Origin of the sequence: Bradyrhizobium oligotrophicum S58 (assembly GCF_000344805.1) — a bacterium.
Taxonomy (GTDB): Bacteria; Pseudomonadota; Alphaproteobacteria; order Rhizobiales; family Xanthobacteraceae; genus Bradyrhizobium; species Bradyrhizobium oligotrophicum.
In genome coordinates this window covers 6,514,427-6,537,134 of sequence record NC_020453.1, presented here as the reverse complement: position 1 = coordinate 6,537,134, position 22,708 = coordinate 6,514,427, and the positions used below count along the sequence as shown (strand labels likewise).

Genomic DNA, 22,708 nt, shown 5'->3' with positions numbered 1-22,708 from the left:
GCTCGCATGGGGAAGTGTCGCAGCATGCGCCGTTCGTTGTTTGCCGGTCTCGTCACCCTCGCGTCGCTCGCAGCGGCCGGTGCCGCCGAGCTGCCCGCTGAGATCAAACAGGCAGGCGTCCTGAAGCTCACGGTCAACTCGACCTACGCGCCGATGGAATATCACGACCCTGCCACCAACGAGCTGAAAGGGCTCGACATCGATCTCGCCAATGCGCTGGCGAAGCGGCTGGGCCTCAAGATCGTCTGGAGCGAGACGCCGTTCGCCGAGCTGATCCCATCGCTGCAGACCAGGCGCGCCGACTTCATCATCTCCGGCATTTCCGACCGCGCCTCGCGGCGGGAGGCCGCCGATTTCGTCGACTATCTCGTCACCGGCCCGCAATTCTTCGTGCTGGCGGAGAGCGATGCCAAGGCCGCGACCGATCTCTGCGGCCGGAAGATCGGCACCACGCGCTCGACCAGCTTCCCGCAGGAGATCGAGAAGTGGAGCAGGGCGGTTTGCGAGGCTGCCGGCAAGCCGGCGGCGCAATATGTGCCCGGCGAGAACTCGATCGACGTCCGCAATCAGCTCAAGCAGGGCCGCATCGACGCGGCCGTGCAGGGCAGCGAGACCTTGCCCTATGCGCAGTCGCAGGAGGCGGACAAGTACCGCATCGTCGGTGAGCCGATCGCTTTCGGGTATCAAGGCATCATGTTCCGCAAGGACGACGCAGGCTTGCGCGAGCTGGTCACTGATCAGCTCAAGGCGATGATCGCCGATGGCAGCTACAAGGCCGTCCTCGACACATGGGGCCTCGGCGCCAATGCGGTGCGCGAGCCCATGCTCAACGCGGCGCCGCAATGAGCCGCACTGAGGCGCTGGCCGACGGCTTTCCGGATCTGTCCGGGCACGAGGTCGCGCGGCAGCCGCATTGGGGCCGCTGGCTCGCGGCGGCCGTCATCGTCGTCATTTTCGTCGCGATCGGCCGCGCCTTTGCGAAGGGCCAGATCGAATGGTCGTATGTCGAGCGTTTCATCACAGCGCCGGTCATCCTGCGCGGCATCGTCAACACCATGGTCATGGCGATCGCGGCGATGGCGCTCGGCATCGTGCTCGGCGTGGTCGTCGCGATCATGCGGCTGTCGCCCAATCCAGTGCTGCGATCGGTCGCCGCCGGCTACACCTGGTTGTTCCGCGGCACGCCGCTGATTCTCCAGTTGTTGCTGTGGTTCAATCTCGCACTGGTGTTTCCGACCATCGGCATTCCCGGCCTGTGGAGCGCACGCGCCGTCGACGTGATGACGCCGTTTCTGGCCGCGCTACTCGGGCTCGGCATCAACCAGGGCGCCTACACCTCCGAGGTGATGCGCGCAGGCCTGCTCTCGGTCGACATCGGCCAATACGAGGCGGCCCAGGCCATCGGCATGGGCAGGCTGCAGGCGCTGCGCCGGATCATCCTGCCGCAGGCCATGCGGGTGGTGATCCCGCCGCTCGGCAACGAGTTCATCGGCCTGGTCAAGGCCACCTCGCTCGCCAGCGTGATCCAGTATCCGGAAGTGCTGCATTCGGCCGAGAACATTTATTACGCCAATTCGCGCGTCATCGAGCTCCTGATCGTCGCGGGCCTGTGGTATCTGCTCGTGGTCTCCATCCTGACGCCTTTGCAGATGCTGCTCGAACGCCGTTTTGCTCGCGGCATAGCGCGAGGCGGCCGCTGATGAGACCGCTGGTCGCCATCCGACAATTGAGCAAGCGCTTCGGTGAGTTCCAGGCGCTGAAGCAGGTCTCGCTCGATGTCTTCGAAGGCGAGGTCGTTTGCCTGATCGGACAGTCCGGCTCCGGCAAGACCACCTTGCTCCGCTGCGTCAACCAGCTGACCACGGCTGATAGCGGCGGCATCTGGCTCGATGGCGACCTGCTCGGGTACAACGAGAGGGATGGCCGGCTGCATCGGCTGTCGGAACGCGAAATCGCGCGGCAGCGCCTCGCCTGCGGCATGGTGTTCCAGCGCTTCAATCTGTTTCCGCACATGACGGCGCTGGAGAACGTCATCGAAGGACCGGTGCAGGTACAGAGGCGTGGCGTCGCCGAAGCCAAGGATGAGGCGATGGCGCTGCTGCGCAGGGTCGGCCTCGCGGACAAGGCGCAGTCCTATCCGTCGCAACTCTCAGGCGGCCAGCAGCAGCGCGTCGCGATTGCGCGGGCGCTCGCGATGAAGCCCCGGCTCGTGCTGTTCGACGAGCCGACCTCGGCGCTCGATCCTGAATTGGTCGGCGAGGTGCTCGCCGTGATGAAAGAGCTCGCGACATCGGGCATGACGATGCTGGTGGTGACCCATGAGCTCGGCTTTGCGCGCGAGGTCGCCGACCGCGTGGTCTACATGGACCAGGGCGTGATCGTGGAGAGCGGCCCGGCCCGCGAGGTGCTGCGCGCGCCGCGCGAGCCTCGGACCAAGGCATTTCTGGCGGCTGAAGTGGGGTGAGATCATGAAGTTCAAGTCGATCATGTTGGCGGCCGTCGCGAGCGCGGCGATGGGGGCGGCAAGTGCTGCGGCCGAGCTGCCGGCCGAGATCAAGCAGAACGGCCTGCGCATCGCCGTGGTGCCGAACTATCCGCCGATGGAGTTCAAGGATCCGGCGACCGCGACCTTGACCGGATTCGACGTCGAGCTCGGCGAGGCGCTGGCGAAGAAGCTCGGCGTCAAGGCGGTGTGGCAGGAGACCAGCTTCGACCAGCTGATGCCCGGCCTCGCCACCCAGCGCTTCGACATCATCCTGACCGGTATGACCGACCTCAAGAGCCGGCAGGAGACCGCGAGCTTCATCGACTACTTGCGCAGCGGCCCGCGCTTCTTCGTGCAGGCCTCGCGCGCCGCCGAGTTCAAGGAGCCGGCGGCGCTGTGCGGCAAGAAGGTCGGCGCCTCCAGGCGCACGATGTTCCCGAAGGACATCGCGGCCTGGAGCGAGAAGAACTGCGGCGCGACTCCAATCGAGTTCGTCGGCACCGAAGGCTCGGCCGATGCGCGGACGCAGCTGAAGCAGGGTCGCATCGACGCCGCCGTGCAGGGTAACGAGACCTTGCCCTACATCATAGATCTCGAGCCGAACACCTATGTGCCGGTCGGGACGCCCATCGCCTTTCAGTATACCGGGCTCGCGACGCCGGTGAAGGCGGAGGAGCTGCGCGAGGCGCTGCGTGCTGCGCTGGAGGCGCTGATCGCCGACGGCAGCTACAAGGCGCTGCTTTCGAAGTGGAAGCTCAGCGATAACGCGATCGAGAAGGTGATGATCAATGCCGGACAGTAAGGCGCTCGCAGCCATCCCGCTCATTCCCTCCAACACGGCGCCGCCGGCGCCCGAGTATCCATGGCCCGCGCCCTACAAGGCGGCGATGTTCCTGTCGTTCGACATCGACGCCGAGAGCGCCTGGACCTCGAAGGACCCGGCGCATGCGGCGCGCCTGGTCACGATGAGTTTTGGCGGCTACGAGGCGCGCGTCGGCACGCCAAAGCTGCTCGAACTGCTTGCCGACCTCGATCTGAAGGCGACGTTCTTCATCACAGGATGGGCGGTCGACGCGCACCCGGCGATGGCGGAAGCCGTGCTCAAGGCGGGTCATGAGATTGGCCATCACGGCTATCACCATCTGCTGCCCGATCCCGGCGATCCCTTCATCATCGAGGAGATCGAGCGCGGCTTCGAGGCGCTTCAGCGCCGGCTAGGCGTCCGCCCGATCGGCTATCGCGCGCCGTTCGGCGAGTTCTGCGAGGAACTGCGCGTGGCGCTGGTGCGCCAGGGCATCGTCTACACCTCCTCGTTCCGCGACGATGTCAGGCCCTATCGCCACCGTCTCGCCGACGGCAAGCAGGGCACGATCGAGATTCCGGTCACCGCGAGCTATGACGACTGGATGCACGGCCTGTCGGCGCGCTTCTCGCCGCGCTCGATCTTTCCGAGGGAGCACGTGCTGTCGATGTGGAAGGACGAGCTCGACGAGGTCAGAGATTGGGGCGCGATGGTGACCACCGTGCTGCATCCGCAGGTCTCGGGGCGGCCGATGCGCTTTCGGCTACTGCGCGAGTTCCTGACCTACGCCAAGTCGTGCCAGGATGTCTGGATCACGACCGGCGCGGAGATCGCCGCGAACTATCAGCGCCACGAGGCGGCGACCGCCTGATAGACACGTAGTGAGGACATCTGATGCCGATCTCCCGCCGGTCCTTTCTTGGCGCCTCTGCAAGCCTGCCGCTACTGTCGATGCCCGGTATCGTTCGCGCGGAAGCGCAGACGACGCTGCGCTTCGTTCCGGTGATCGATCTTGCCTTCCTCGATCCGATCTTCTCGACCGCGCAGGTGTCGCGCAACCATGGCTTCATGGTCTACGACACGCTGTACGGCATGAACGCCGCGCTCGAGGTCTCGCCGCAGATGGTGTCGGGCCACGTCGTGTCCAACGACAGCAGGCAATGGGACCTGACGCTGCGTGACGGCCTGTTCTGGCACGACGGCGAGAAGGTGCTGGCGCGCGACTGCACAGCGAGCATTCGGCGCTGGGCCGGCCGCGACGGTTTTGGCGCCGAGCTGATCGCAGCGACGGATGAGCTGTCGGCGCCCGACGACAGGACCATTCGCTTCCGGCTGAAGCGGCCGTTCCCGCTGCTGCCACAGGGGCTCGGCAAGGCTGCGGTGCAGCCGGCCTTCATGATGCCGGAGCGGCTGGCGAGCCAGGACCCGATGAAGGCGCTGACCGAGGTCGTTGGCAGCGGTCCGTTCCGCTTCGTCAAGGACGAGCGCGTGCAGGGCATCCGCAACGTCTACGCGAAGTTCGAGCGCTATCAGCCGCGCACGGACGGCAAGCCGGATTGGACCGCGGGGCCAAAGATCGTGCACTACGATCGTGTCTTGTGGTCGACGATGCCCGACGCCGGCACCGCTGCGGCCGCGCTGCGCACCGACGAGCAGGACTGGCAGGAGACCACGCCTCACGATCTCCTGCCCGTGCTCAAGGGCGAGGGCGATATCACGACGCGCATTCTCGACCCGCGCGGCTATGCGTGCATGATGCGCGTCAACCATCTGCAGCCGCCGTTCGACAATCCCGCGATCCGGCGCGCGCTGCTGGGCGCGATCGATCAGGTTGCGTTCATGACGGCGGTTGCGGGCAGCGATCCGGCCTATCAGTATTCGCCGCTCGGCTTCTTTGCGCCCGATACGCCGATGGCGAGCGACGTCGGGCTCGACGTGTTTCGGGGGCCGCGCAACTACGACAAGGTCAAGGCCGAGCTGAGGGCCGCCGGGTACAATGGCGAGAAGGTGGTGCTGTTGGTGCCGGCCAATTCCCAGGCGCAGCGGCCGCTCGGCGAGGTTGCCGCCGACATGATGCGGCGGGCCGGCATGAATGTCGAATATGTCGCGCTAGATTTTGCCGCCGTGCTGCAGCGGCAGCTCAAGAAGGACCCGGTCGACAAGGGCGGTTGGAGCGCGGCGGTCGGCAATTGGCAGGGCATCGACTGGCTCACTCCGGCCGGCAACACCAATCTGCGCGGCGAGGGCGCGGTCGCCGGCTGGTACAAGAGCGAGAAGATGGGCGCATTGCGCGCGCAGTGGCTGGCGGCGCCGGATCTCGCCGCGCAGCAGCGCATCTGCCGCGACGTCCAGGCGCTGGCGTTCGAGGAGATACCATACTACCCGATAGGCCTCTACAAGCAGCCGACGGCGTATCGCAAGAGCATCACCGGCATCCTCGACGGCACCGCCGTGTTCTGGAACGTGAGGCCCGCATGAGCACGACGGCGATCTTCGGCAGCTACGTGCTGACGCGCAAGGACGGCGCGCAGCATGTGCTGCGCGACCATTGGGTGCTGGTGGAGGGCACGCGCATCGCGGCGATCACGCCCGACAGGCCGGCGGCGGACGAGGTGTTCGACCACCCCGGCCGCTTCGTGCTGCCGGGCCTGCTGAATCTGCACAACCACATTTTCAGCGAGGCGATCGCGCGCACCTTGACGGAGGACGGCAACGGCCGGCGCAACAACAAGAGCATCGTCTACACTGTGCTGCTGCCGCTCTCCAAGCGCGGCGCTGCGATCCTGACGTCGGAGGAGCGGCTGGCGATCGGCCGCATGGGCGTGCTGCAACTGCTGAAGGGTGGTGCGACCACGGTGATGGAGCCGTTCCGCAGCGCCATTCCGGAGCTGTTCGATGCCGCCTGCGAGATGGGCCTGCGCTTCTACGGCGCGCCCTATCTGTTCTCGACATCGGACGCCAAGGCCGACGCCGATGGCGTCGTGCACTATGCCGGCGATGACGGCGAGGCCGACTTGGCGATCTGGAACGCGCTCTACCAGCGCTGGCACGGGCAGGGCGATGGCCGCATTCGCCTCGCGATGAGCCCGCATGCGACCGACACCTGCGGGCCTGATCTGTTACGCGCCACCGCCGCGCGTGCCCGCGAGCTGGACGTTCCCATCACCACCCACATGGCGCAGAGCGCGGGCGAGGTGGCGACCATCGCGCAGCGCTATGGCGGCCGCACGCCGGCCGAATATCTCGACTGGCTCGGCCTGCTCGGCCCCGATCTGCTGGCGGCGCACTGCCATGCCTCGACCGATGCGGACCTGAAGCTGATGGCGGCGCGCGGCGCCGGCGTGCTGAACTGCCCGCGCGTCTTCGCCCGCGCCGGCGTCACCGCCGCCTTCGGCCGCTTCGCCGCGCACGGCGTGCGCACCGCCGTGGGCACCGACGGCTACAACATGGACCTGCTCGGCGAGCTCAACGCGGCGTCGATGATCTCCAAGATTGCTTCGGGAAATGCCGAGACGGCGAGCGCGCCGGAGCTGATCGACGCGGTCACTGCGACCGCCGCCGCGATGATCAAGCGGCCCGATCTCGGCGTGATAGAGCAGGGCGCGACTGCCGACCTGACGGTCGTCGACATGACCCATCCGCATCTCCAGCCGCTGCACGATCCGCGCCGCGGCCTGATCGCGCTCGCCAACCGCGCCAATATCGACCAAGTGATGGTCGACGGCCGGCTGCTGATTCACGACGGCCGCTATCTTCACGGTGACGAGGCTGCGATCACCGCGGCAGGTGCCGCCGCGATCGAAAAGATCTGGGCGCTGCCGGAGGCGCAGGCGGCTTTTGCCGGCTGACTGCAGCTACCGCGTGCCGTAGGCGCGGTCGCCGGCGTCGCCGAGGCCGGGGACGATGAAGGCGTCGTCGTCGAGACCCTCGTCGATCGCAGCCGTCCACATGGTGACATCAGGATGCAGGCCGCGCACGCGCTCGACGCCTTCGGGGGCCGCAATCATGCACACCATGCGAATGTCCTTGGCGCCGCGCTCCTTGAGCCGGTCGACCGCGGCCACCGCGCTGTTGCCGGTCGCCAGCACCGGCGTGACGACCACAGCGAGGCGCTCGTGCAGATCGGAAGGCGCCTTGAAGAAGTACTCGACCGCCGTGAACGTCTGCGGCTCGCGGTAGAGCCCGATATGGGCGACGCGGGCGGTCGGCACGAGGTCGAGCATGCCGTCGACGAAGGTGACGCCGGCGCGCAGCACCGGCACGAACACCAGCTTCTTGCCGGCGATCTTGGCCGACTGCATTCGCGCCAGCGGCGTCTCGACCTCGACCTCCGTCAGCGGCAGGTCGCGGGTGACCTCGTAGCACAGGAGCATGCCGATCTCCTTCAGCAGCTCGCGGAACGATTTGGTCGAGATCGACTTGTCGCGGATCAGGGTCAGCTTGTGCTGCACCAGCGGATGATCAACGACCGTGACGCCTTCCATGGCTTTCATCTCCGTGAGGTGGCAAAGGCGCGAAGCGCCGTGCCCACCGCGATTTTAGCTCAGCTCGGAAGGGTGGGCACGCTGCGCTTTGCCCATCCTACGTGCAACTGATCAGCTTCGTCATTGCGAGGAGAGAAGCGACGAAGCAATCCAGGCTTCCTGTTTGGCCCTGGATTGCTTCGCTGCGCTCGCAACGACGGAGCAAGGTCCGCGAGCTTGCTCCAAACCCCTTAAAACACCGTGCCGTCGCTGATCACCTTCAGCGGCGGCGAGCCGTCCGGACGGCGGGCGAAGGCGAGCTTGCGGCCGGCCGCCCAGCTGCCGCCTTCGAGGATCCGTGCCAGCGGCAGTTGCTCGGCGGTCTGGCCGGTGCGCTGGCGGATCAGCGCGGCGAGGCGGTCGAGCAGGGCAACCGTCAGCGCGCGCCATTCCACCACCAGCGGCGAGTCCACCGCATGCGCACGTTCAGCATCGGCGGGGTCGCGCAAGCTCAGCACGCCGCCGTCGACGAACAGACCGCCATTGCGGTATTCGGCGAGGCCCGTAAGGCCGTCGATCTCGTCGACAACGAGACCAGCGCGCTGCAGTGGTTCGATCAGCGAATAGCTCAGCCATTGCGACAGCTTGTGCAGCGGGACGAGACCAGTGGTCGCGTCCCCGGTCACGAGTGACGGATGGCGCCAGCAATCGCCGAGAGCGGTGCCGTCCAAGGTCAGGCGTGACGGCCAGATCGGGCCGAGCTGCAGCAGCACCTGCTGCAAGATCTCGGCGGCTTCGATGTGACCGTCCGTCGCCCCGGCCGCGAGCTGATCGAACAGACCGCCGGGGCGCGGGCCATTCTGCACGCCGAAGATGTCCGGCTTTGCGGCCGCGACCTCGCCAAGCCGGCGCAGCAGCGCGACACGGCCTTCCAGTCCGACCAGCGGATTGTCGGCGCCGACCTGGAAACCGCGTTCGAGATCGGCGACGGTGAGCCGCTGCAGTCTGGCCGCATCGGCCCGCAGCGGGTCGTTCGGATCGACCGAGAGCGCGCCCCTCGCGAACATATCGAGGCTCGCCAGCGCCAGCCCCTCGGAGCGGCCGATGCGCGCCCCGGTCACTGCGTCATGATAGCGCCAGGCCGCACCGGCGCCGGCATCGAGCAGCACGCTGGTGATGGCGAGATCGAAATCGGCGCGCGCACGCGTCGCCGCATTCGGCCACTCCACCTTGGCGGCGATGGCATCCCAGCGATCGGCGCCACCAACCACGAAGTGCCGCCAACGCGAATGGAACGGCACCCGGCCATCAGGATAGGCCTTGTTTGTCACATCGAGCACGAGCTCGGCGACCGCATCGAGCTTCGCGAGCTCGATGCGAAAATGCGGCAGCCTGTCTTCGAGGCCGAGCGCAAGCATCTGATGCGCGCGCTCGCGCACCGCGCGGGCCGAGAGGAGATAGGCGACGTCGTCCATGATCCCGGCGCTCAGTACTTCTCGAGCGGGCGGCCGACGGTGTCGCCGAGCTCTTGCGGCTTCTGCGGCTCCAGCGAGAAATAGCCGGCGGCCTTCTTCGCGGCCATCTCGACATGGGCGTCGGCCGGGATCAACTCGTCCGGGATCGGCACGCGCTCGACGATGTCGACGCCTTGCCCGACCAGCGCATCATGCTTCATGTCGCTCATCGAGATGAAGCGATCGATGCGCGTGATGCCGAGCCAATGAATGACGTCGGGCATCAGTTGCTGGAAGCGTGCATCCTGCACGCCGGCGACGCATTCGGTGCGCTCGAAATAGGCGGCCGCGGCATCGCCATCCTCCTGGCGCTTGCGTGCGTTGTAGACCAGGAACTTCGTGACTTCGCCGAGTGCGCGGCCTTCCTTGCGGTTGTAGACGATGATGCCGAGGCCGCCGTTCTGCCCCGCGGCAACGCATTCCTCGATGCCGTGGATCAGATAGGGACGGCAGGTGCAGATGTCGGAGCCGAACACGTCGGAGCCGTTGCACTCGTCATGCACGCGACACGTGATCTTCGTTCTCGCGTCATTCAGCTTGGTGACGTCGCCGAACAGATAGACCGTGGTGCCGCCGATCGGCGGCAGGAAGACCTGCAGGTCCGGCCGCGTCACCAGCTCCGGATACATGCCGCCGGTCTGCTCGAACAGGCCGCGGCGCAGATTGGTCTCGCTGGTGCCGAAGCGCGCGGCGACGCCGGGCAGGTACCAAACCGGGTCGATCGCGATCTTGACCACCGATACGCTGCCATTGGCATGCACGACGTCGCCGTCATGAACCAGGCGCCTGGCGGCGAGCGCCGCATGCAGCTCCGGCAGCTCGATCCGCGCCTTGGTCACCGCGATGGTCGGCCGGATGTCGATGCCTTCCGCGATCTCGCCGCCGAAATTCTCCGCCACCAGATGGCCCCAGGGATCGAGCGCGACGATCTTGGCCGGGTCGCGCCATTGCCCGAACGGGCCTATGGTGGCGGCGGGATGGGTGTTGGTGAGATCGGGGCGGCGGATCGGATCGAGCGCGCCCGATGATACCGCGAGCGCGCGATAGACCGTGTAGGAGCCGCCATGGCTGCCGATCACGTTTCGGTCCTGCGGACGCGACACCGTGCCGATGATCGGGCCGCGCTCGCGCGCGTTCTCCGCGCCCCATTGGAGCGGGAAATTATGCTTGGCGCCTGGCACCGGGTGGGAGGTCAGGCGGATGTGATCCGTACGGTTGGAGCGAGTCATCGGACAGCGACCCCCAAAACGGCAACGGCCCGCCTTGACGACGGGCCTGAGCAGAACGCGTTCACGTTTTCCATAAACCAATATAGCAGTTTTTCCCCGCCAAACAAGTGGTTCCGGACCATCGTCTATTTGTAAACGAACAGTGTCTGGCACGCGCCGGCTTTGCGACGCAGCGTCCGGCTCTGGCACGGCGCTTGCCTTTTTGCCGCCGGGCCGCCAGCTTGGCGCCCGGATGGACTCCTCGGCGGCGAAGACGGCATGGACCTGATCATACGCAACGCGGTGCTGGCGCAGCAAAGCGAGCTGCGGCGCGCCGATATCGGCATCGCCAACGGCTCGATCGTCGCAATCGAATCTTCGTTGCGGGCGGAAGGCGAGGAGCGTGACGCCGAACATTGCTTGCTCGTCCCCGGCCTGATCGAGACCCATATCCATCTCGACAAGACCTGCATCCTCGATCGCTGCACCATCAGGGAAGGGACGGTCGCTGAAGCCGTCCGCGAGACGGCAGCGGCGAAGTGCAACTTCACGGCGGACGACGTCTACACCAGGGCGAAGCAGACCGTGGAGCGCTGCGTCAGCCACGGCACGATGCGCATGCGCACGCATGTCGAGCTCGATCCCGGCATCGGCTTCATTGGCTTCGAAGCGATCCAGCAGCTCGCGCGCGACTATGCCTGGGCACTCGATCTCGAGATCTGCGTGTTTCCGCAGGAAGGTCTCACCAATTATCCCGGGACCGAGGAACTGCTGATCGAAGGCCTGCGCCGGGGCGCGCGCACCATCGGTGCCGCGCCCTATTTCGACACCGATCCGCCGGCGCAGATCGATCGCATCTTCGCGATCGCGCGCGAGTTCGATGTCGATATCGACATGCATCTCGATCTCGCCGAGACGCTCGATCACATGCAGATCGAATATGTCTGCCGCAAGACCGAGGAGTATGGCTGGGGCGGCCGCGTCGCGGTCGGCCATGTCACGCAGCTGTCACTGCTACCGCCTGACCGCTTCAATGCGATCGCCGGACAGCTCGCCAATGCCGGGGTCGCGGTCACCGTGCTGCCCTCGACCGACCTGCATCTGATGGGGCGCCGGCAGGATCGTGCGATCCCGCGCGGCGTGGTGCCGCTGGAGCCGCTGCGCGCCGCGGGCGTCACCTGCTCGATCTCGACCAACAACGTGCTCAACCCGTTCACGCCGTATGGCGACGGCTCGCTGATCCGGATGGCCAACCTCTATGCCAATGTCTGCCACGTCTCGCGGGGTGATCATCTCGCCGGCTGCCTCGACATGGTCACGCACGATGCGGCGAAGCTGATGCGGCTTCGTGATTACGGCATCAAGGTCGGTGTACCGGCCGATCTCGTCTGCATCGATGCGCGCAGTCCGACCGAGGCGATCGCGACCCTGGCGCAGCCGTTGTGGGGCCTCAAGCGCGGCCGCCCGTCGTTCTCGCGCACCCGGCCGGTGCTGCATCGGCCGGTGTGACGAAGGCGGTCATCGAATGAAGGTGTTTCAACACGCGTCATTGCGAGCGAAGCGAAGCAATCCAGAGTTCTTGCGCGGCCCTGGATTGCTTCGCTTCGCTCGCAATGACGGTGGAACTTAAATCGGAGATCAATCATGCGCGTCATCAACGTTGCCGCCGCCCAGATGGGACCGATTCAGCGGGCCGACAGCCGTGAGGCGGTCGTGGCGCGCATGATCGCGCTGCTCGACGAGGCCAAGCGCAAGGGCGCCGATCTCATCGTCTATCCCGAGCTGGCGCTGACGACGTTCTTTCCGCGCTGGTACATGGAGGATCAGAGGGAAGTCGACGCCTGGTTCGAAACGACGATGCCGAACGCGGCCGTGCAGCCGCTGTTCGACCGGGCCAGGCAACACAGCATCGCGATGAACTTTGGCTATGCCGAGCTCACGCCGGATGGACATCATTTCAACACGGCGATCATGACCGACCGTGATGGCAATATCGTCGGCAAGTACCGCAAGGTGCATCTGCCCGGGCATGTCGAATACGATACCGAGCGCAGCCATCAGCATCTGGAAAAGCGCTATTTCGAGCCGGGCGATCTCGGTTTTCCGGTGTGGCGCAATCTCGGCGGCATCATCGGCATGGCGATCTGCAACGATCGCCGCTGGCCGGAGACCTATCGCGTGATGGGCCTGCAGGGCGTCGAGATGGTCGTGCTCGGCTACAACACGCCGTCGGTGAATGCGCAGAAGCCGGCCGAAGGCGTCACGCAGCGACTGTTTCACAATCGTCTTTCCGTGCAGGCCGGCGCCTATCAGAACTCCTGCTGGGTTGTGGCCGTCGCCAAGGCCGGCGTCGAGGACGGGCATGCGCTGTTCGGCGGTAGCCTGATCGTCAATCCCGATGGCGAGATCGTCGCTGAGGCGGTGACGGAAGGGGACGAGGTGCTGGTGGTGCCGTGCGACCTCGATGCGACCAGGTTCGGCAAGGAAACGATCTTCGACTTCGCCCGGCATCGCCGCATCGAGCATTATGGTTTGATCACGAGTCGGACGGGCGCGGTGCCCCCGGAGTGAAGCGGCGCTGTCTGAGCTGATGAGATGAGCCATACAAGGTTGTTGTGCTCTAAAGCGCTACAATAATGGTGTCGTCCCCGCGAACGCGGGGACCCATACCGCGGAAGCTATCGAGGGACGTAACTGGCAGTTGCCTGCCTCACCACGGACGGTGGTTATGGGTCCCGGCTCAAGGCCGGGACGACAGCTTAATATGGCGCAGTCAGCGGAGCCTGCCCGAAATCGCTACTCACCCCGCAAACGCCACCGCGCCCAGCGCCATCGTCACCGCGGCCTGGGTCGGGTCGATGACGGGAATGCCGAGCGCGTCCTCGAGGTTCTTGCGATGGCGCGCCATGCCGGCGCAGCCCATGACGATGGCGCCGGCGCCGTCTTCGTCCTTCAGCGCGCGGCCGACCGCGATCATCTTTGCCAGGGTGCCTTCGCCTGAAGCGGTTTCCGCGACCGTCATGTCGAGCGGCCGCTCGGCGGCGAGCCGGTCCATCAGCCCCATCTGGCGGAGATAGCGGATGTGGCGGCGGATCGAGCGCTGCGCGATCGCGATCACGCCGAACGTGTCGGCGCGGGTCAGCGCGGTCAGCACGCCGCACTCGGCGATGCCGAGTACCGGGCGCGTCGTGGCCTCGCGGCAGACATGCAGTCCCGGGTCGCTGTAGCAGGCGATCACGAAGGCGCTCGATGCATTGTCGCCCTCGACGAAACGCCGCAGCGGTAGGGTGACGCTGTCAGCGTCCTTCTGGCTCTCGACGCCGAACGGCCCTTCCTTCAAGGTCTCGCAAACGATCTCCGGTCCGTCCGCAAACATCAGTGGCGTCAGTGCCGCGGCGAGCCCATCCGTGACCATCTGGTTGGAGTTCGGGTTGATCACGGTGATGCGCGGGCGGGACATGGGAGGGACCTGCTTCTTCTGTGTTGACGGCGCGTGACAGGCAATCACTATGCCACGGATGACGCAATGGTGCCGATGATGCCATCATGCGCTGACGCGACGGCGCCCCGCAACGACGCGGTGTTCCATATGGCAGAACTGACGAGGAGATCGCGATGACCGAGCCGGCCTATGACCTGATCATCCGGGGAGGGCGCGTCGCCACCACGACCGACATGTTCGAGGCCGATATCGCCATATCAGGCGAGAGCATCGCGGCGATCGGCCGCGGCCTTGGGCCCGCCAAGCGCGAGATCGATGCGCGCGGCAAGTTCGTGCTGCCTGGCGGCGTCGACAGCCATTGCCATATCGAGCAGCTGTCGGCGGCGGGCATCGTCAACGCCGACACGTTCGAGAGCGCCACCACCTCCGCCGCGTTCGGCGGCACCACCAGCGTGATCTCATTCGCGGCCCAGCATGTCGGGATGCAGCTGTCGCAGGTGGTCGAGGACTATCACGGGCTGGCGCGCAAGGGCGCGGTCATCGACTACGCGTTCCACATGATCGTCGCCGATCCGACCAGGGAGACGCTGGAGCGCGACCTGCCGGCACTGATCCGCCAGGGCCACGGCTCGATCAAGATCTTCATGACCTATGACCGACTCAAGATCGATGACGAGCCGCTGCTCGACATTCTCGTCGCCGCGCGCGAGGGCGGCGCGATGCTGTGTGCGCACGCCGAGAACCACGGCATCATCTCCTGGATGGTCAAGCGGCTGCTGGCGCGCGGCTACACCGCGCCGAAATATCATGCCATCAGCCACGCCCGCTTCTCCGAAGCCGAGGCCTTCAACCGTCTCATCGGCATGGCCGCGCTGGTCGATCAGCCGATCATGATCTTCCACGTCTCGACGGCTGAGGGCGCCAAGGTGATCCGCGATGCGCGCGGGCAGGGACTGAAGGTGTTCGCGGAAACCTGTCCGCAATATCTGTTCATGACGGCTGAGGATCTCGACAAGCCCGGCATCGAGGGCGCGAAGTGGATGTGCAGCCCGCCGCCGCGCCGCGCGCCCGACCAGGAGGCGCTGTGGCAGGCGTTGTCGCTCGGCGATCTGCAGACCATCTCGTCTGACCACGCGCCGTACCGGTTCGACGAGACCGGCAAGCTGCGCGCCGGCCCCAATCCCAATTTCAAGCAGGTCGCCAACGGCCTGCCGGGGCTGGAGCTGCGGTTGCCGCTGCTGTTCGATGCGATGGTGTCGAAGGGGCGGCTCGGCCTCAACAAGTTCGTCGAGCTCACCGCGACGGCGCCAGCGAAGATCTACAATCTGCATCCGAAGAAAGGCGCGATCGCGATCGGCGCCGATGCCGACATCGCGCTGTGGGATCCGGACAAGCGCGTCACCATCAGCGATGCCATGATGCATGACCTTGCCGGCTACACGCCGTTTGCCGGCCGTAGCGTGCAGGGCTGGCCGGTGACGGTGCTGTCCCGCGGCCGCGTCATCGTCGACGGCGGCAAGATCTCAGCGCGGCCGGGCTCCGGCCAGTTCCTCGCGCGCAGCGGCGGCGAGGCCGCGAAGCCGATCGGGCGCCTGGTGCCAGACATGGATCCCGAACAGAATTTCGGGGCGAAGCTGCTGTGAAGATAAGGGCGCGGTGAAATCGCTCGTGATGGTCTCGCTTTCACATCGTACTCAGTCGTCATGCTCGGGCTTGACCCGCCTGCGGGGCCGAAGCCCCTTCAGCGCGGCGAAGGCCCGGGCATCCACCTTCTCTCGACGACGAACGACGTGGATGGCCGGGACGGCGCCCGGCCATGACGTGTGGAGAGAGCTGGATGCCCATCTTCGATCGGTGCGCGGGGAAGGGGCGATTCCATGCATGTCCTGATCTTCGGTGGCGCGGGCTTCGTCGGGCTCAACGTCGCGCAAGGTCTGCTCGAGCGCGGGCATGTCGTGACCATCTTCGATGCGGCTCCCTTGCCGAAGGCCGCGCAGCGCGCCTTCGCGTCGCATGGTGAGCGTCTGCACGTCATCACCGGCGATGTCACCGACGCGAGCGCTGTCGCGGCCGCCGTAGCCGGCGGCTGCGATGCCGTCGTGCTGGGGGCGGCGATCACCGCGGGTCCTGAGCGCGATGCCGCCGACCCCGAGCGCATTCTCGCGGTCAACCTGCTGGCGCAGGTGCCGATCCTGCAGGCTGCGCGCAGCGCCGATGTCCGCCGCGTGATCAACCTGTCATCGGCGGCCGCCTATGGCGCCAGCGGCCAGCGCTTCGCCGTGCTGGAGGAGACCACGCCATGCGAGCCGGTGTCGCTCTATGCGATCAGCAAGTTTGCCTCCGAGCGCGTCGCCGCGCGGCTGTCGGATCTGTGGCAGACCGACGTGATCAGCGTGAGACTTTCGGCGGTGTTCGGCCCGTTCGAGCGTGGCGGCGGCGTGCGTGACACGCCGTCGCCGCAGGCGCTGATCGCAACCTGCTGCGCGCGCAACGAGCCGGCATTTTTGAACGAGCCGGGCGACAAGGACTGGGTCTACGCAGTCGATGTCGCCGATGCCGTCTGCTTGTTGCTGGCGGCGGAGCGGCCGCAGCACACGCTCTACAACATTTCCAACGAAGCCACGTTCACGGCTGAAGCTTGGGGCCGCGCCTTCGCGCTAGACCGGCCCGGCTTCGTCTGCCGGCTAGCGGACCGGGACGAAGCGCCGACCGTGCCGGTGTTTGCGCCGAACCGTGGACGCCTGTCGACGACGCGGTTGGCGGACGAGTTCGCTTGGCGCGCGCGTTTCGATTGCGCAGCGTCCGCCGAGCATTTCGGCCGCTGGTTCGATGAATACGGGAGAGACTGAGATGAGGCTGGCGGGAAAGGTCGCGGTCATCACTGGCGGTGGCTCGGGCATCGGGCGCGCCAGTGCGGCAATGTTCGCGCGCGAAGGCGCGCATCTCGCGCTGGTCGATCGCGATGCTGCAGGCGCTGCCGAGACGCTCGCAATGCTGCGCGCCGCAGGGGGCGACGGCAGCGTCCATGTCGGCGATGTCGGCGACGCCGACTTCGCCCGGTCGACGATCGAGAGCGTGACTGCGACGCGCGGCCGCCTCGACGTGCTGATGACCGCGGCCGGCTTCTCCTGTGGCGGCACCGTCGTCAGCACCGATCCCGCCGATTGGGATGCAGTGTTCAGCGCCAATGTCGGCGGCACCTGGCTGTGGGCCAAGGTCGCGGTGCCGATCATGCAGCGGCAAAAGTCAGGGTCCATCATCACCGTGGCGTCGCAACTCGCTGTCGCCGGCGGCAAGGGCAACAGCGCCTATATCGCAGCCAAGGGCGCGATCATCAGCCTGACGCGGACGATGGCGGTCGACTTCGCGCCCGACGGCATCCGCGTCAATGCGCTGGCGCCGGGCGCGATCGACACGCCGCTGCTGCGCAGGAGCTTCGCCCGCCATGCCGATTCGCAAGCCGTGCGCGAAGCCTCGCGCCAGCGCCATGCCATGAAGCGCTTCGGCGAGGCCGACGAAGTCGCCGCCGCGGCGCTGTTTCTCGCCAGCGACGAGGCTTCGTTCACGACCGGCATCGTGCTGCCGGTCGACGGCGGCTGGCTGGCAGCATGAGCAGCGATCTGGCCGTGCTCACTGCGCAAGTCCGCGCCGATCTCGCAAGGATTGCGCATCCGAGTGCGCAATGGCTGAAGCCGCGGACCGGTCCCGACGGCCAACCTGCCGTCGATGTGCTGATCGTCGGTGGCGGGCAGTCGGGACTGGCGACCGCGTTCGGGCTGCTGCGCTCGCGCGTCACCAACATCCTGGTGCTCGACAAGGCGCAGCACGGCCGTGAAGGGCCTTGGCGGACCTATGCGCGCATGCCGACCTTGCGCAGCCCGAAGGACTTCACCGGACCGGATCTCGACATTCCGAGTCTGACCTATCAGGCGTGGCACGAGGCGAAATTCGGCGAACAGAGCTGGCGCGATCTTGATCTCATTCCGCGCGAATATTGGGCAGCGTACCTCGTGTGGTATCGCGAGGTGCTCGACCTTCCCGTCCGCAACGGCTGCGAGGTCGTCGACATCGCGCCGGCGGCCGACGGCCTGCTGCGGGCGACGGTGCGCAGCAAGGATGGCGAGACGGTGCTGTATGCGCGCAAGATCGTGCTGGCAACCGGACAGGAAGGCATGGGCGGTTGGAGCATTCCGGCGCCGCTGCGCCATCTGCCGGCGACGCGCTGCGTTCATTCGGGGACGGAGATCGACTTCGGTGCGTTACGCGGCCGCCGTGTGGCGGTGATCGGCGCCGGTGCGTCGGCCTTCGACAATGCGGCCGTCGCGCTCGAGGCGGGCGCCGCGCGCGTCGATCTGCTGTGCCGCCGTGCCGAGATCCAGCTGATCCAGCCGTATCGCTGGCTGACGTTCCGCGGCTTCCTCCGGCATTTCTCCGAGCTCGACGATGCCTGGCGCTGGCGCTTCATGCGCGCGGTCCTCGAATTGCGCGAGGGCTTTCCGCAGCACACCTATGATCGCTGCGCCGTTCATTCCGTGTTCCATCTGCATGAGGGAGCGCCCGTCGTGAGCGCGCGGGACACCGCTGATGGCTTGGTGCTGCAGACGGCGAAGGGCGAGATCATGGCCGATTTCGTGATCGGCGCCACCGGCATCACGATGGATTTTACGCAGCGTCCGGAATTGAGGCGCTTTGCCGCGAACATCGCCCGATGGTCCGATCGCTACACGCCTGATGGAAGCGAGCGCAACGAGCGGCTCGGCGCTTTCCCCTACCTCGCCGACGACTATGCGTTGTGTGAGCGCAGGCAAGGCGAGACGCCGTGGATCAGCGACATCCACGTATTCGCCATCGCATCCACGATGAGCTTCGGCGCGTCGGGCTCGTCCATCAACGCGATGACGACCGCGGTGCCGAAGCTGGTGCACGGCCTGACGCGGGGGCTGTTCAAGGCCGACATCGACGCGCATTGGGCGGCCTTCCAAGTCTACGACGTGAAGCAGGCCACCGTTCGGCGTGATGCCGCAGCCGAGCGCTGAACCTTCCCGCGCGCGCGTGCGGCGCCGCATCAATCAGAACCCTCTCGTCATCTTCGATGGCACGTGATTTGCTGCTGCGCTGGGGTCGCCGGTGACTGCTGGCAGGGGATTTGGTCCCGGATTTCGAGACTACCGAGGGAACAGGGGCGATGAGCTACATGATGTCCAAACGTTCGTTGTTCGCGGCGTCCGCCTTGCTCGCAGTGACGTTCGCCGCGCCGGCTGCGCATGCGCAGAGCCGCGCCGAAACCCTGCGCTACGTCACCGGCGCCACCGTCAACACGCTCGATCCGAACATTCCGGGCTCGACGCGCGAGGCTTTCGCGCTGTCGATGTCGAGCTACGATCGCTTGGTGTCGTTCGGTCGCAAGCAGCTCAATGGTAAATGGGTGTTCGATCTGGACACCATCACCGGGGAGCTCGCCGAATCCTTTCAGGTCAGTCCCGACGGCTTGAAGATCACCTTCAAGCTGCGGCCCGACGCAAAATTCCAGGACGGCTCGCCGGTCACGGCCGAGGATGTCAAATGGTCGCTCGACCGTTGCGTCACCGCGCCGATCCTCGGCAAGGCGCAGCTATTGACGGGCTCGCTGACCTCGGCGGATCAGTTCAAGGTGATCGATCCCTTGACCATCGAAGTGACGCTGCCGAAGCCGGACAAGCTGGCGCTGCCGAACCTTGCGACCGTCTATCCGATCATCATCAACTCCAAGCTCGCCAAGGCGCATGCGACCGCCGAGGATCCGTGGGCGCTGAACTGGACCAAGGAGAACGCGGCCGGCAGCGGCGCCTACATCGTCGAGACCTTCAAGCCGGGCGAGCAGGTGATCGCCAAGCGCAATGACGCCTGGAATCGCGGCACGGCGGACAAGCCGGCGGCGTTCAAGCGGCTGATCATCCAGTCGGTGCCCGAGCCGGCGACGCGCGCCAATCTGGTCGAGCGCGGCGATGCCGATCTCGTCATCGACCTCCAGGCCAGCGACGTGCAGGCGCTCGAAGGCAAGGGCAAGCTGAAGGTGATCTCGACGCCGCAATACAATGCGGTGACCTTCATCTCGATGAACAACACCATTCCGCCGTTCGACAACGTCAATGTGCGCCGCGCCATCGCCTATGCGCTGCCCTATGACGACATGTTCAAGGCGGCGCTGTTCGGCCGTGGCGCGCCGCTCTACGGTGCGACCTGGGCCGACGGCAAGCCGCCGAGCGGCGGCTATCCGATCCCGCAGCCGATCAAGCTCGATCTGGAGAAAGCCAAGGCCTATCTGAAGGAGGCCGGACTGCCCGAGGGTTTCGCGACCACCTTCAGCTTCAATGTCGGCCAGGCCGCGACCGCCGAGCCGATGGCGGCGCTGGTGAAGGAGCAACTCGGCAAGATCGGCATCACGGTGGACATCCAGAAGCTGCCGGACGCGCAGATGTCGACCGCGATCAACGAGAAGAAGCTGCCGTTCTTCACCGAAGGCATCGTCGCCTGGCTGCCCTCGACCGATTACTTCTACCGCAACTTCTACACCGGCAAGCAGCGCTGGAACTACTCCTCCACCGACAATGCCGAGCTCGAGAAGGTGGCCCAGGCGGCGCGCTTCGAGGCCGACAAGGCGAAATACGAGGAAGAGGGCAAGGAGCTCAACGCCATCCATTTCGACCAGATGTTCCAGATCCCGATCTGGCAGGCGGCGCAGGACGCGGTGATGCAGCCGACGGTGGACGGCTACGTCTACCAGTTCACCCGGCAAGTCGATTATCGTAACCTGAGCCGCAAATAGAGGGGCGGCGGAGGACCATGGGCACGATCGGCGCGACCTTGGCTCGGGCGGGACGGCGCTTCGTCTCGTCGCTGCCGGCGCTGTTCGGCGTGCTGGTCTTCACCTTCCTCTTGATGCGCGTGCTGCCGGGTGATCCCGCGGTGTTCTTCGCCTCGGGCCCCAATGCCGGCCAGGAGGAGATCGAGGTGATCCGCCGGCAGCTCGGGCTGGACAAGCCGCTGCCGAACCAGCTGGCGATCTATCTCGCCGACGTCGCCCGCGGCAATCTCGGCCGCTCGATGATGACCGGGCAGGCGGTGGCCAAGGATCTCAAGGAGCGGCTGCCGGCCTCGCTGGAGCTGACCTTGACGGCGCTGCTGATCGCGCTGGTCTCGGCGGTGCCGCTCGGTGTCGTCGCGGCGCTCCGTCCGGGATCGCTGCTCGATCATGGCGTGCGGCTGTTCTGTTCGCTCGGCGTCTGCGTGCCGACCTTCGTCTCCGGCCTGCTGCTGATCTACGTGTTCTACTATCTGCTCGGCTTCGCCCCGGACCCCACAGGACGGATCGACATCTTCACCACTCTGCCGCCGTCGCGCACCGGTTTCCTGCTGATCGACTTCCTGCTCGCCGGCGATCTCGACGGCTGGTCGGCGGCGGCGCGGCAGCTGATGCTGCCGGCCTTCACGATGGCGCTGTTCGTGATCGCGCCCTTGGCGCGCATCACCCGCGCCTCGATGCTGGTGTCGCTCGGCAGCGATTTCATCCGCACGGCGCGCTCGGTCGGGCTGTCGTGGTGGCGCATCGTCGTGACCTACGCGCTGCGCAACGCCGTCCTGCCGGTCATCACCATCGCCGGCATCGTGTTCTCGACCATGCTGGGCGCGAACGTGCTGGTCGAGAAGGTGTTCTCCTGGCCCGGCGTCGCGTCCTACGCGCTCGATGCGCTCCTGGTCTCGGACTACGCGCCGGTGCAGGGCTTTGTGCTGCTGATGGCGACGATCTTCGTGATCGTCAATCTCCTGGTCGACCTGCTCTACGGTATCGCCGATCCCCGGGCGACGGTCGCATGAGCATGAGCACGATCGAGACCTCATCGACTTTGCGCCACGCCGCCTTCGTGCTGCGCGGCAATCCCGTGACGGCGATCGCGGCTTGTGGCGCGCTGCTGCTCGCCTTGATAGCGATCTTTGCGCCGTGGCTCGCGCCTTACGATCCGATCGCGTCCAACGTCCCGGCGGCGCTGCAGCCGCCGAGCGCGGCGCATTGGTTCGGCACAGACCAACTGGGCCGCGACGTGCTGAGCCGCCTGATCGTCGCGAGCCGGCTCGATCTCACGATTGCCGTGACCGCGGTGGCCGTGTCGTTCGCAATCGGCTCGGTGATCGGCGCTTTGTGCGGCTATGGCGGCGGCCGGCTCGACAAGGCGGTCGGCCGCTTCGTCGACGTGCTGATGGCGTTCCCGCTGTTCGTGCTGGCGATGGCGATGGTCGCCGCGCTCGGCAACCGCGTCGAGAATATCGTGATCGCGACCGCGATCATCAACCTGCCGTTCTACATCCGCTTCGCCCGCGCAGAAGTGAACATCCGCCGGAACGTCGGCTGGGTCGAGGCCGCTCGGGCCTGCGGCGAAAGCCATGTCGCGGTGGTGCTGCGCTTCCTGCTGCCGAACGTGCTGCCGGCGATGGCGGTGCAGGTGTCGCTCAATCTCGGCTGGGCGATCCTCAACGCCGCGGGGCTCTCCTTCATCGGTCTCGGCGTCAAGCCGCCGACGCCGGAATGGGGCATCATGGTCGCCGAGGGCGCGCGCTTCATCTCCACCGGGCGCTGGTGGTTGGTGGCGTTTCCCGGCCTCGCGCTGATGAGCGCCGTGCTTTGCTTTAATCTGCTCGGCGACGGACTGCGCGACATCCTCGATCCCCGGATGCGCACATGATGTCTCCTCAGATGACAGAATGCTCGGCGCATCCCCGGATGCGCACATGATGTCTCCTCAGACGACAGAATGCTCGG

General features: G+C 66.3%; 20 protein-coding genes. 16 read left to right on the top strand and 4 right to left on the bottom strand.

Annotated features, from left to right (window positions below):
* Positions 1-24: 24 nt before the first annotated feature.
* Genes S58_RS28230 through S58_RS28200 form a run of 7 tightly spaced genes read left to right on the top strand, consistent with a single transcriptional unit; the run spans position 25 to position 7,135 of the window.
* Positions 25-846 carry an ABC transporter substrate-binding protein gene (locus S58_RS28230; RefSeq protein WP_015668827.1) on the top strand — a complete coding sequence of 274 codons (822 nt, stop codon included), beginning with the start codon at positions 25-27 and terminating at the stop codon, positions 844-846.
* Complete coding sequence (locus tag S58_RS28225) at positions 843-1,700, top strand: amino acid ABC transporter permease (protein ID WP_015668826.1); 858 nt, start codon at positions 843-845, stop codon at positions 1,698-1,700. Before S58_RS28230 ends, S58_RS28225 begins: the two co-directional genes overlap by 4 nt.
* Complete coding sequence (locus S58_RS28220; protein WP_144058561.1) at positions 1,697-2,464, top strand: amino acid ABC transporter ATP-binding protein; 768 nt, start codon at positions 1,697-1,699, stop codon at positions 2,462-2,464. The genes S58_RS28225 and S58_RS28220 overlap by 4 nt, the downstream gene beginning before the upstream one ends.
* 49 nt (positions 2,465-2,513) lie before the next feature.
* Complete coding sequence (locus S58_RS28215; RefSeq protein ID WP_377812138.1) at positions 2,514-3,287, top strand: ABC transporter substrate-binding protein; 774 nt, start codon at positions 2,514-2,516, stop codon at positions 3,285-3,287.
* Complete coding sequence (locus S58_RS28210) at positions 3,274-4,158, top strand: polysaccharide deacetylase family protein (protein WP_015668823.1); 885 nt, start codon at positions 3,274-3,276, stop codon at positions 4,156-4,158. The genes S58_RS28215 and S58_RS28210 overlap by 14 nt, the downstream gene beginning before the upstream one ends.
* Positions 4,159-4,181: 23 nt before the next feature.
* Complete coding sequence (locus S58_RS28205) at positions 4,182-5,765, top strand: ABC transporter substrate-binding protein (RefSeq protein WP_015668822.1); 1,584 nt, start codon at positions 4,182-4,184, stop codon at positions 5,763-5,765.
* On the top strand, positions 5,762-7,135 hold the full coding sequence (locus tag S58_RS28200; RefSeq protein ID WP_015668821.1) for an amidohydrolase family protein: 1,374 nt from the start codon (positions 5,762-5,764) through the stop codon (positions 7,133-7,135). The genes S58_RS28205 and S58_RS28200 overlap by 4 nt, the downstream gene beginning before the upstream one ends.
* A gap of 6 nt (positions 7,136-7,141) precedes the next feature.
* Here S58_RS28200 and upp read toward each other — a convergent pair whose 3' ends face one another.
* From upp to S58_RS28185, 3 genes are all read right to left on the bottom strand, one after another.
* Entirely contained in the window at positions 7,142-7,771 is a 630-nt protein-coding gene (upp, locus tag S58_RS28195; protein ID WP_015668820.1) for a uracil phosphoribosyltransferase, read from the bottom strand.
* 230 nt (positions 7,772-8,001) lie between these two features.
* Positions 8,002-9,225, bottom strand: coding sequence for a URC4/urg3 family protein (locus tag S58_RS28190; protein WP_015668819.1), 1,224 nt, complete (start codon positions 9,223-9,225; stop codon positions 8,002-8,004).
* 11 nt (positions 9,226-9,236) lie between these two features.
* The gene (locus S58_RS28185) at positions 9,237-10,493 is read right to left on the bottom strand and encodes a GTP cyclohydrolase II (RefSeq protein WP_015668818.1); all 1,257 of its coding nucleotides are present in this window, start codon (positions 10,491-10,493) and stop codon (positions 9,237-9,239) included.
* Positions 10,494-10,751: 258 nt separating this feature from the next.
* On the opposite strand from S58_RS28185, the gene S58_RS28180 reads away from it, so the two are divergent.
* Both S58_RS28180 and S58_RS28175 read left to right on the top strand, forming a co-directional pair.
* Positions 10,752-11,981 (top strand): amidohydrolase family protein, encoded by a 1,230-nt coding sequence (locus tag S58_RS28180; protein WP_015668817.1) that lies wholly within the window; start codon positions 10,752-10,754, stop codon positions 11,979-11,981.
* Between the two features lie 135 nt (positions 11,982-12,116).
* Positions 12,117-13,043 carry an N-carbamoyl-D-amino-acid hydrolase gene (locus S58_RS28175; RefSeq protein WP_015668816.1) on the top strand — a complete coding sequence of 309 codons (927 nt, stop codon included), beginning with the start codon at positions 12,117-12,119 and terminating at the stop codon, positions 13,041-13,043.
* A gap of 229 nt (positions 13,044-13,272) precedes the next feature.
* On the opposite strand, the gene S58_RS28170 is transcribed toward S58_RS28175, so the two are convergent.
* Entirely contained in the window at positions 13,273-13,932 is a 660-nt protein-coding gene (locus S58_RS28170; protein ID WP_015668815.1) for an aspartate/glutamate racemase family protein, read from the bottom strand.
* A gap of 155 nt (positions 13,933-14,087) precedes the next feature.
* On the opposite strand from S58_RS28170, the gene hydA reads away from it, so the two are divergent.
* The 7 genes from hydA (at position 14,088) to S58_RS28135 (ending at position 22,631) form a co-directional block, all read left to right on the top strand.
* Complete coding sequence (gene hydA, locus S58_RS28165; protein ID WP_015668814.1) at positions 14,088-15,557, top strand: dihydropyrimidinase; 1,470 nt, start codon at positions 14,088-14,090, stop codon at positions 15,555-15,557.
* A gap of 234 nt (positions 15,558-15,791) precedes the next feature.
* Positions 15,792-16,763, top strand: coding sequence for an NAD-dependent epimerase/dehydratase family protein (locus S58_RS28160; protein WP_015668812.1), 972 nt, complete (start codon positions 15,792-15,794; stop codon positions 16,761-16,763).
* Between the two features lies 1 nt (position 16,764).
* Complete coding sequence (locus S58_RS28155) at positions 16,765-17,526, top strand: SDR family oxidoreductase (RefSeq protein WP_015668811.1); 762 nt, start codon at positions 16,765-16,767, stop codon at positions 17,524-17,526.
* Positions 17,523-18,950 (top strand): NAD(P)-binding domain-containing protein, encoded by a 1,428-nt coding sequence (locus S58_RS28150; RefSeq protein WP_015668810.1) that lies wholly within the window; start codon positions 17,523-17,525, stop codon positions 18,948-18,950. The genes S58_RS28155 and S58_RS28150 overlap by 4 nt, the downstream gene beginning before the upstream one ends.
* 149 nt (positions 18,951-19,099) lie before the next feature.
* The gene (locus tag S58_RS28145) at positions 19,100-20,719 is read left to right on the top strand and encodes an ABC transporter substrate-binding protein (RefSeq protein WP_015668809.1); all 1,620 of its coding nucleotides are present in this window, start codon (positions 19,100-19,102) and stop codon (positions 20,717-20,719) included.
* Between the two features lie 17 nt (positions 20,720-20,736).
* Positions 20,737-21,768, top strand: a complete 1,032-nt coding sequence (locus S58_RS28140; protein WP_015668808.1) for an ABC transporter permease — start codon at positions 20,737-20,739, stop codon at positions 21,766-21,768.
* 2 nt (positions 21,769-21,770) lie between these two features.
* A complete protein-coding gene (locus tag S58_RS28135; protein WP_173424463.1) occupies positions 21,771-22,631 on the top strand; it encodes an ABC transporter permease in 861 nt (286 codons plus the stop codon).
* The last annotated feature ends 77 nt before the right edge of the window (positions 22,632-22,708 follow it).